The sequence below is a fragment of the Streptomyces sp. genome (assembly GCF_036566765.1).
Taxonomy (GTDB): Bacteria; Actinomycetota; Actinomycetes; order Streptomycetales; family Streptomycetaceae; genus Streptomyces.
The window spans coordinates 1-7,612 of record NZ_DATCVQ010000694.1 but is presented as its reverse complement, the minus strand read 5'-3'; the positions used below and the strand labels follow the sequence as shown (position 1 = coordinate 7,612).

Annotated in this window: 8 protein-coding genes and 1 pseudogene; 3 read left to right on the top strand and 6 right to left on the bottom strand. The window is 68.5% G+C overall.

Annotation, left to right across the window (positions count from 1 at the left end; genetic code table 11):
* Positions 1-66: 66 nt before the first annotated feature.
* The gene (locus VIU94_RS40195) at positions 67-384 is read right to left on the bottom strand and encodes a transposase family protein (RefSeq protein WP_331919850.1); all 318 of its coding nucleotides are present in this window, start codon (positions 382-384) and stop codon (positions 67-69) included.
* A gap of 39 nt (positions 385-423) precedes the next feature.
* A pseudogene (locus VIU94_RS40190) lies at positions 424-585 on the bottom strand (transposase family protein); the annotation flags it as partial.
* A gap of 594 nt (positions 586-1,179) precedes the next feature.
* On the opposite strand from VIU94_RS40190, the gene VIU94_RS40185 reads away from it, so the two are divergent.
* Positions 1,180-1,656: an alcohol dehydrogenase catalytic domain-containing protein gene (locus tag VIU94_RS40185; protein ID WP_331919846.1), complete on the top strand. Its 477-nt coding sequence runs from the start codon at positions 1,180-1,182 to the stop codon at positions 1,654-1,656.
* On the opposite strand, the gene VIU94_RS40180 is transcribed toward VIU94_RS40185, so the two are convergent.
* Positions 1,626-2,828 (bottom strand): IS110 family RNA-guided transposase, encoded by a 1,203-nt coding sequence (locus VIU94_RS40180; RefSeq protein ID WP_331919844.1) that lies wholly within the window; start codon positions 2,826-2,828, stop codon positions 1,626-1,628. The genes VIU94_RS40185 and VIU94_RS40180 overlap by 31 nt on opposite strands.
* Before the next feature lie 244 nt (positions 2,829-3,072).
* On the opposite strand from VIU94_RS40180, the gene VIU94_RS40175 reads away from it, so the two are divergent.
* Entirely contained in the window at positions 3,073-3,585 is a 513-nt protein-coding gene (locus VIU94_RS40175) for a zinc-binding dehydrogenase (protein ID WP_331919848.1), read from the top strand.
* Positions 3,586-3,884: 299 nt separating this feature from the next.
* On the opposite strand, the gene VIU94_RS40170 is transcribed toward VIU94_RS40175, so the two are convergent.
* Entirely contained in the window at positions 3,885-4,808 is a 924-nt protein-coding gene (locus tag VIU94_RS40170; RefSeq protein WP_331919842.1) for a LysR family transcriptional regulator, read from the bottom strand.
* 142 nt (positions 4,809-4,950) lie between these two features.
* Between VIU94_RS40170 and VIU94_RS40165 the strand changes: the two genes are divergently transcribed.
* The gene (locus tag VIU94_RS40165) at positions 4,951-6,003 is read left to right on the top strand and encodes a YncE family protein (protein ID WP_331919840.1); all 1,053 of its coding nucleotides are present in this window, start codon (positions 4,951-4,953) and stop codon (positions 6,001-6,003) included.
* A 56-nt stretch (positions 6,004-6,059) separates the two neighbouring features.
* Here the strand turns inward: VIU94_RS40165 and VIU94_RS40160 are convergent, their stop codons facing one another.
* Positions 6,060-6,704 carry a dihydrofolate reductase family protein gene (locus tag VIU94_RS40160; protein WP_331919838.1) on the bottom strand — a complete coding sequence of 215 codons (645 nt, stop codon included), beginning with the start codon at positions 6,702-6,704 and terminating at the stop codon, positions 6,060-6,062.
* 62 nt (positions 6,705-6,766) lie between these two features.
* Positions 6,767-7,201, bottom strand: a complete 435-nt coding sequence (locus VIU94_RS40155; protein WP_524540666.1) for a hypothetical protein — start codon at positions 7,199-7,201, stop codon at positions 6,767-6,769.
* Between the last annotated feature and the right edge of the window lie 411 nt (positions 7,202-7,612).

Sequence of the window (7,612 nt, the reverse complement as noted above, 5' to 3'; positions counted from 1 at the left end):
TGGCGTGGATGGGTGATGTCGTACTGGTGCTGGTCGTCTGGGCCTGTCTGGTGTGAAGATCGTCGGTCAGCGGGCGATCTCGTGCTGGGTGAGGATCATCAGCGCCCGGACCAGCCGGGTGGCCCACTTCACGTCGAGGCGAAGTTTGGTCAGCACGCGCCAGTTCTTGAGATGCGCGAACGCGTGCTCACACACCGCCCGTTCCGCGGCGCTCAGCTGGTTGACCAGCTTTCTCGCGGCCGCGAGCTGCTTACCCTTGGGCTTCTTGAAGCCTGTGATGACCGCCGGGTCGGCGTCCGGAACACCGCCGCCGTCGAGGCCGACGAAGCCAAGGTCGGCGATCGCGGCCAGGCCCGCTGCGCGCAGCCCCTCGGTCTGCTCCACGAACGTCACCGCGGGGCAACCGGCATTGAGACACTTGAACCTGCGCACCACGACCTCGATGAAGACCGGGGCGCCGCCGATGGGTGCGTCGGCGAGGTGACGTACGTAACGGCCGTGCACCCGCCACGACGGCATCGCGCAGGACGGACATCTGGCCGGGAGCGCCTCGCACCTGCTGCGAAGCGTGACCGCTCCCGCCATCCTCTCGACCGACTCCGCGACCACACTTGCCAGATGCGGCAGCAATCGTCCCAAATTCCCCGAATTACACACCTGTTGAATGCCCAGTTCAGCAGCCTGGCATCACAAGATCTTCGACAGAGCCGAGAGCCGCCGTCGTTCACAACAGGCACGTGGAGACAGTAGCGGCGAGAAGGGCAGCGGTCCGGAGAACAATCACCCTGATCTTGTAGTCCGTTGAGCGCCTTGATCTCGCGACGGCAGGCCGAGCTGACACCGAGCCGAGGCCCAGAGCACACGAGAGTGTCCCCACAACTCAATGGCGGCTTGGGCCCCGTACCCCACCCGATTGCCACCCCCACCTCCCGTCAGCTGGAAAACCTTTCGGCAGCTACAGTCGTAGCGGCCGAGAACGTGACCCGAAGTGAGTAGAACGCATGCCCACAGCAGTGCAGGTTCGGCGGACCGGAGGCCCGGAGGTGCTCGAGGTCGCGGAGGTGGAGATCGGCGCGCCAGGCCCGGGCGAGCTCCTGGTCGACGTGGCGGCTGCGGGTGTGAACTACATCGACACCTACCAACGGACTGGGCTTTACCCGGTCCCGCTGCCTTACATCCTTGGAGGGCGCCGGGACGGTCGTCGCGGTCGGCCCGGACGTGCGCGGTTTCGACGAGGGGGACCGGGTGGCCTGGCAGGGCGTGCCGGGCGGCTACGCGCAGCGGGCGCTGGTGCCAGCCGATTCGGCGGTGCGCGTACCGGACGGCGTGACCGACCAGATCGCCGCTGCTGTGCCGTTGCAGGGGATCACCGCGCATTACCTGGTCACATCGACCTATCCGCTCAAGGAGGGCGAAACGACCCTGGTGCACGCGGCGGCCGGGGGGGTGCCCCTATGTCCTTGGTCAAGGTGGTCGGGTGGCACTCTGTCTGCCATGAGCGATGAAGCGTGTGTGGAAGACCAGGTCGGTGAGGGCATGCGGCCGTGCGTCTTTTGCAATCACCCTGTCGTGATCGACTCGCTCGACGAATGGGACTGCCCCGTGTGCGGCGTGCCTGATGAGGGTCAGCTTGAGGTGGCGGCCCGGGATTCATAGAAGGTTCCGTCGCGGAGCATGGCGAAGAGGACGTGGCCTCGTCGTCTGGCGAGGCAGAGCAGGGCCTGGGTGTGGTGCTTGCCCTGGGCGATCTTCTTGTCGTAGTAGGTCCGCGATGCCGGGTCGCCCAGGGCGGCGAACGCGGAGAGGAAGAAAGCCCGTTTGAGATGCTTGTTCCCTCTCCGAGACGGCTGTTCACCCCGGATCGATGAGCCCGAGCTGCGGGTGGCGGGGGTGAGACCGGCGTAGGCGGCGAGGTGGCCGGCGGTCGGGAAGGTGCTGCCGTCGCCGACCTCGATCAGGATGCGGGCTCCGGTCCTGACGCCGACTCCCGGCATCGAGATCAGGACTTTCGAAAGAGGGTGGGCCTCCAACAGTTCCTCGATCCGCCCGGCAAGTAGTTTCCGCTGGTCAAGGACGGCCGTGAGTGAGGCGGCGAGGCTCGGGACGATGAGCGCGGCTGCGTCGGTTCCCGGGACCGTCACGGTCTGTTCGTCCAGCGCGGCAAAGATCTCTTCGACGAGCCGCTCGGCCATCCTCGGTGCCTTCGGCCGTAGCAGGTTTACCAGTCGACGTCTGCCGGCCTTGCGGATCTGGGCGGGTGACCCGAACCGTTCCAGCAGCGTGAGGACGGCCGGGTGCTGCAACCGCGGTCCCAGGACTCGTTCCAGCGAGGGGTGGATCTGGGTCAGCAGGCCGTGCAGGCGGTTCGCGACCCGGGTTGCTTCGCCGGCCAGGTCGTCGTCGAAGCCGACGATCATCTCCAGCTCGGCGATCGTCTCGTCCTCGCCGTCGATCGACCGCAGCGTGTGAGGCATCGCGCGGGCCGCGTCGGCGATGATGAACGCGTCCCTCGCGTCCGTTTTGGCCTCACCGGGGTAGAGGTCGGCGATCCGCCGCATCGTCAGCCCGGGCAGGTAGGCGACCGGGCAGCCCATGTCCCGGGCGACTGCCAGCGGCAGGGCGCCGATCGAGGCCGGCTGGTCGACCACGACCAACACCGTTCCGTGCTTGGCCTGGAGTTTCGCGAACAGCTCGCGGAGCTTGGGTTCGGTGTTGGGCAGCCGCTTGTCGAAGGCCTTCTTTCCGGCCGGGGTGACGGCGGTGGCGTGGTGTTCGCCCTTGCCGACGTCCAGGCCGAGGAAGACGTCGATGTCACTCGTGTCGATCACGTGCAGGCCCCTCCATCACGCTTTCGTCCGGCCTTGCCTCGGCACCGAGCTGCCACATCCACGTTACGGAGAGCTCTTCCGGCCTGGGTGAAGCTGGTGATCAAGCCCCTCATCAGCGGTCCGTCGATGCCTCCGGACCCGGTGACACCACCCCCCGGATCATGAACAACAAGGGGGGGAAGTCATGCCGGGCCCGAAGGCCGGAGGCCCCATTGCGGAGCCACGAAGAAGCTAACGGGGGGGGCTGCTGATTCAGTTGGCCAAGGCGCGGGGAGCGCGGGTGATCGGCACGGTGTCGACCGCCGAGAAGGAGGCGCTTGCCCGCGAGGCTGGGGCCGACGAGGTGATCCGCTACGACCAAGTGAATTTCGCCGATGCAACCCGGAAGCTCACCGCCGGTGAGGGTGTTCACGTCGTCTACGATGGGGTCGGCAAGTCCACTGTGGATGGAAGCCTGGCAAGCCTGCGCAAGCGAGGCCTGCTGGCGCTATTCGACGCCTCAAGCGGTCCAGTGCCGCCGATCGACCCGCAACTGCTCAATAAGGCCGGTTCGGTGTATCTGACCCGCCCAAATAGCGACGACTACGTCCAGACCCGCGCCGAGCTGGAGTGGCGGATGGGTGAGCTCTTTGCAGCGATGGTCGACGGCTCCCTCAAGGTACGGATCGGCGCCACATACCAACTAACCGGCGCGCGGCAGGCCCACGAGGACCTGCAGGCTCGCAAGACCGCCGGGAAGGTGCTGCTCATCCCCTGACCATCGCTCCAGCGCTTGGCGACGCGAGCTCGTCGCGCGCCGGCCTGTTGTTGGTGTGTCAGCTATCGCTCCAAGGAATCCGGGCTGGTCAGCGGTGCTGGCGTGGGTGGCGGGTGGGGTGCTCGTGCTGGTCGGGGGCGGGAGTCTGGCGCGTAGATCATCTGACGGGTCGGGGGTGGGTGTTTCCGGCTTTGGCCGCGCCGTGAGCGGCGGGCTTCCTACGATTTCTTGAGCGATGAGGTCGATAGCGGTGTGCAGGTGGGCGTCGATGAGCCGGGCGACCTGCGGGTGCGGTCCCGTCAGTTGGCGGTGCGGGCGGCTGCCGCCCCCGGTCCCGCCGGGGCCAGGACGACGGCTGCCAGGTGCTCGCGGAACCAGCGGTGCCCCGGATCGGTCGAGTTGCGGGGGTGCCAGGCCATGCCGAGGTCCAGGGGCGCCAGGTCGAGGGGGATGGGAAACGTCCGCAGTCCCATGGCGGTGACGGTGTCGGGGAGCCAGTCGGCCAGGCTGAGCGCGACGAGGTCGGTGTCCCGGGCGAGCATCATCGCGCTCGTGTGGCTGGGCACCACGACCGCGGTCCGGCGTTGCAGCCCGAGTTCCGCGAGTGCGCTGTCGATGGGCCCGAGGCGCTTGCCGAGCCGGGAGATGCCGATGTGGTCGGCCGCGGCGAAACGGCGGGCGTCGATCCGCCCGTCGAAGAGGGGATGACCGCTGCGGGCGATGCCGACCAGCGGCATCCGGGTGAGCTGCCGGGTCCGGATCTCCGGGTCCAGGTGTCCAAGGACGCCCAGTTCGACGTCCACCCAGCCCTGCCGCAGCCCAGGGCCGCCCTCCATCGCCTCCGGAAGGAAGACGACGTCCACCTGCGGGGCCTCCGCGTGGATCCGCTCGGTCAGGCTCCCGGCCAGTCCCACCAGCAGCAGGTCGGCGGCCTGCACCGTGAAGGTGCGCCGGAGATGCACGGCATCGAAACCGGGACCTGGCCGCAGGACGTTGTCGCAGCCGCGCAGCAACGCGCCGACCTCCTCCCGGAGTTCGACGGCGCGCGGGGTCGGGACCATCCCCTGGCCGGCCCGGACCAGCAGCGGGTCGCCGACGGCACGGCGGAGCCGGGCCAGGGTACGGCTGACCGCCGCGGGCGAGGTGCCCAGGCGCTCCGCTGCGCGGGTCACGCTGTTCTCCTGGAGCAGGGCGTCCAGGGCTCGCAGCAGGTTGAGATCCATCGATGCCTCCTGAACTGCATTTTTACGCCTGAGTCAATGATTGAGTGCCAACCTTTGCATTGTCGCGGCATCCTCCGGCGCGGAGAGTGGAGATGCCGGCGAAGACGCGCGGCATTCCCTTCACCTCTGTCAAGGAGCCGCTGTGCAGCAGTCCCCCCGTGCCGGTCGGGAAGGCGACGTCCTGGCCGTCGTCAGTCAGAGCGGACCGACGGTCTCGTTCTTCGACGCCGCCTCCGACCGCCACCTCAGCGATGTGCAAGTCCCTGCCGAGCCACATGAGTTGTGCTTCGACCCGTCGCAGCGACTGCTGTGGTGCACCCTGACGTACCACTCGGGCTACTACCACGCGAACGGCGGCCGGCGCACCGAACTGGCCGTCATCGACCCTGACACCCGCCGCATCGTCGAGGTCGTCGACCTCGCCCCGGAACACGGGCCGCACGGACTGGCGCTGGACCCGGTGCGCGGTCGCCTCTACGTCAGTGTGGAGAGTACGGACGACCGGCCCGGCGGTGTCGTGGTGATCGACGCGGAGACCCGCCGGCCCCTGGGCAGGATCGACACGGACGCGCCCGGCCCGCACTGGTTCGCCATCGATCCGGCGGGGCGGACGGGCTACGCCACCAACAAGGAAGCGCCGTTCGTGTCGGTCGTCGACCTCGAACGGGGCACGCTCGCCGCGAAGGTCGAGGTACCGGGCAGTGAGGGCCTCGCCGTCTCCGCCGACGGCGCCCACGTCTTCGTCGCCGCGCCCTACGGCAACTTCTCCGGCACCGCCGAGGAACGGCCGCCCACCGGAATCCGGGTCATCGACACCCGGACGGCTTCTGTCGTCGACACCCTGCCCACAGGGGACATCGTCCTGCCGGTGCACCTGACCTCGACGGGCAGGCTGCTCGCAGGCGAAGTGCGCATGGAGCCCGACGCGGTCTCCCGACTCGGACGCCAGGCACCGGGCCGCCTCACGGTGTTCTGCGCCGACACCCGCAAGCAGCTCGGCGAGCTCGACGTCGGCCTCTTCCCGCTGACCATCACCTCGTCCCCCGACGGCCGGCTCGCCTTCGTGGCCTGCGTCGTCTCGTCCACCGTCGACATCGTGGACCTGGAGACGCTGGAGCGCCTGGCCCGGCTGGACATCGCCAGGCTCGGCGAGCCCGGCGCGCACGGCCTCGCGTACCTCCCGCGCCCGGCCTGACCGCCGCCCGGACGCATCGGGCACGGGCGGCCTCTGTCGTCGCTACTGTCGTCGTTTCAGTGGTCGCTTGCGGCACCGCGATCGGGTGCGCTCATGTCTCCCGTGGCGGGCGTGCCGTCGGCGAGCCCGTAGCGCAGGTAGACGGTGCCCTTCGGGCCGGCCGCCGGGGGTTCGAGAAGCGTGAGGTTGGTGGGCACCGCGCCGCCCTCGAACACCTTCTTCCCGACGCCGAGCACGATCGGATGCACCCAGAGGTCGAGACGGTCGAAGAGCTTCTCGCGCAGGAGGCTCTGCACGAGGTTCAGGCTCCCGACGACCTTCACGTGCTCGTGCCGGGCACGGATCTCGCGCACCGCGGCGGCCAGGTCCGGGCCGAGGTGCGTGGACCCGGACCATGAGAGGTCGGGCCTGCCGCGGGAGGCCACGTACTTCGGGACGCTGTTGAAGAGCGTGGCGATCTCGTTGTCCTCGCCGCCCTGCTGGTGAGGCCAATATGCGGCGAAGATGTCGTACGTCCGCCGACCGAGCAGGAGGGCGTCCGTGCCCTCGTACGCGGCACCGACCTGCGCCCCGGCGACCTCGTCCAGCAGGGGCGCCTGCCAGCCGCCGAACGGGAACCCCACCGGGTCCTCGTCGGGGCCGCCAGGCGCCTGCCCGACGAGGTCGAGGGTCGCGAACAGCTCGATGTGGATGAGTCCCATGGCTTTACTCCCGATGAGTCGGTTGTCTCCGTCAAGAGATAGACCTGCGGCTGCCCGCAGACTCAGTGCCGCGCCGGAGCCCTTGCCTGTCGGCAGGCGTCCCAGTGCGTCTCGTCGACAACGCGGACTCCGCGGCCCGCCGCTCGCGGATGCATCGCCGGCAGGCTCTCTCGTCCATGCTGGTGAGTCCTGTGGGTCTGGGCTCGTCGCTGGGGCGCCCAGGTGGTGAAGGCGGCGTCCATCTCCTCGATGGACGAAAAGGACCGGCCGGACAGGACGTGGTCGCGGACGATGAGTACTTGTCGCTCGACCCGGCCCTTGCCCGTGAGCCGATAGGCCGCCAGGACGTCGATGTCGAAGCCGTAGTGGCCGGCGAAGCCGACCGCCTCCGGATGCAGCGGGACGGCTTTGCCTGGAGCGACGTGGCGTCGGACGACGGTCTTGGTGCGGTCGTAGACGATCGCCATAGGGACGCCGCCGAGGTGGGCGAAGCTCACGCTGAACTCTGTCGACGGCTCCAGAACGCATGCCGTCGCCAGCGCTGTTCCTGGTGATAAGCCTCGGTGCGATGGCGCTGGTAGGCGTTCGCGATGCGATCCAGGAACATGCCGTAGGCCGCGAGGGAGTCCGGTTCGCCGGCCAGGCACCGGTCGACCGAGAGGCGCGTCGCGGTCTGGCGGCTTCGGTGCCGGCGTTCCCCTGCTCGCCATTCGCGCCCCTGTCACGTAGGGTGATTATAAGTTACCGAGCGTGATGACATGTGAGGTGTTCATGGGTCAACAAGTGGTGGACATCCGCCAGCTGAAGCTGGAGGACGATCCCAAGCTGCTCTCGCCGCCACGTCTGGTCGAGCTGTACCAGTGCGCCATCGCCGTCACGCTGTTCGACTTCCTCCCCCATGCGGAGAT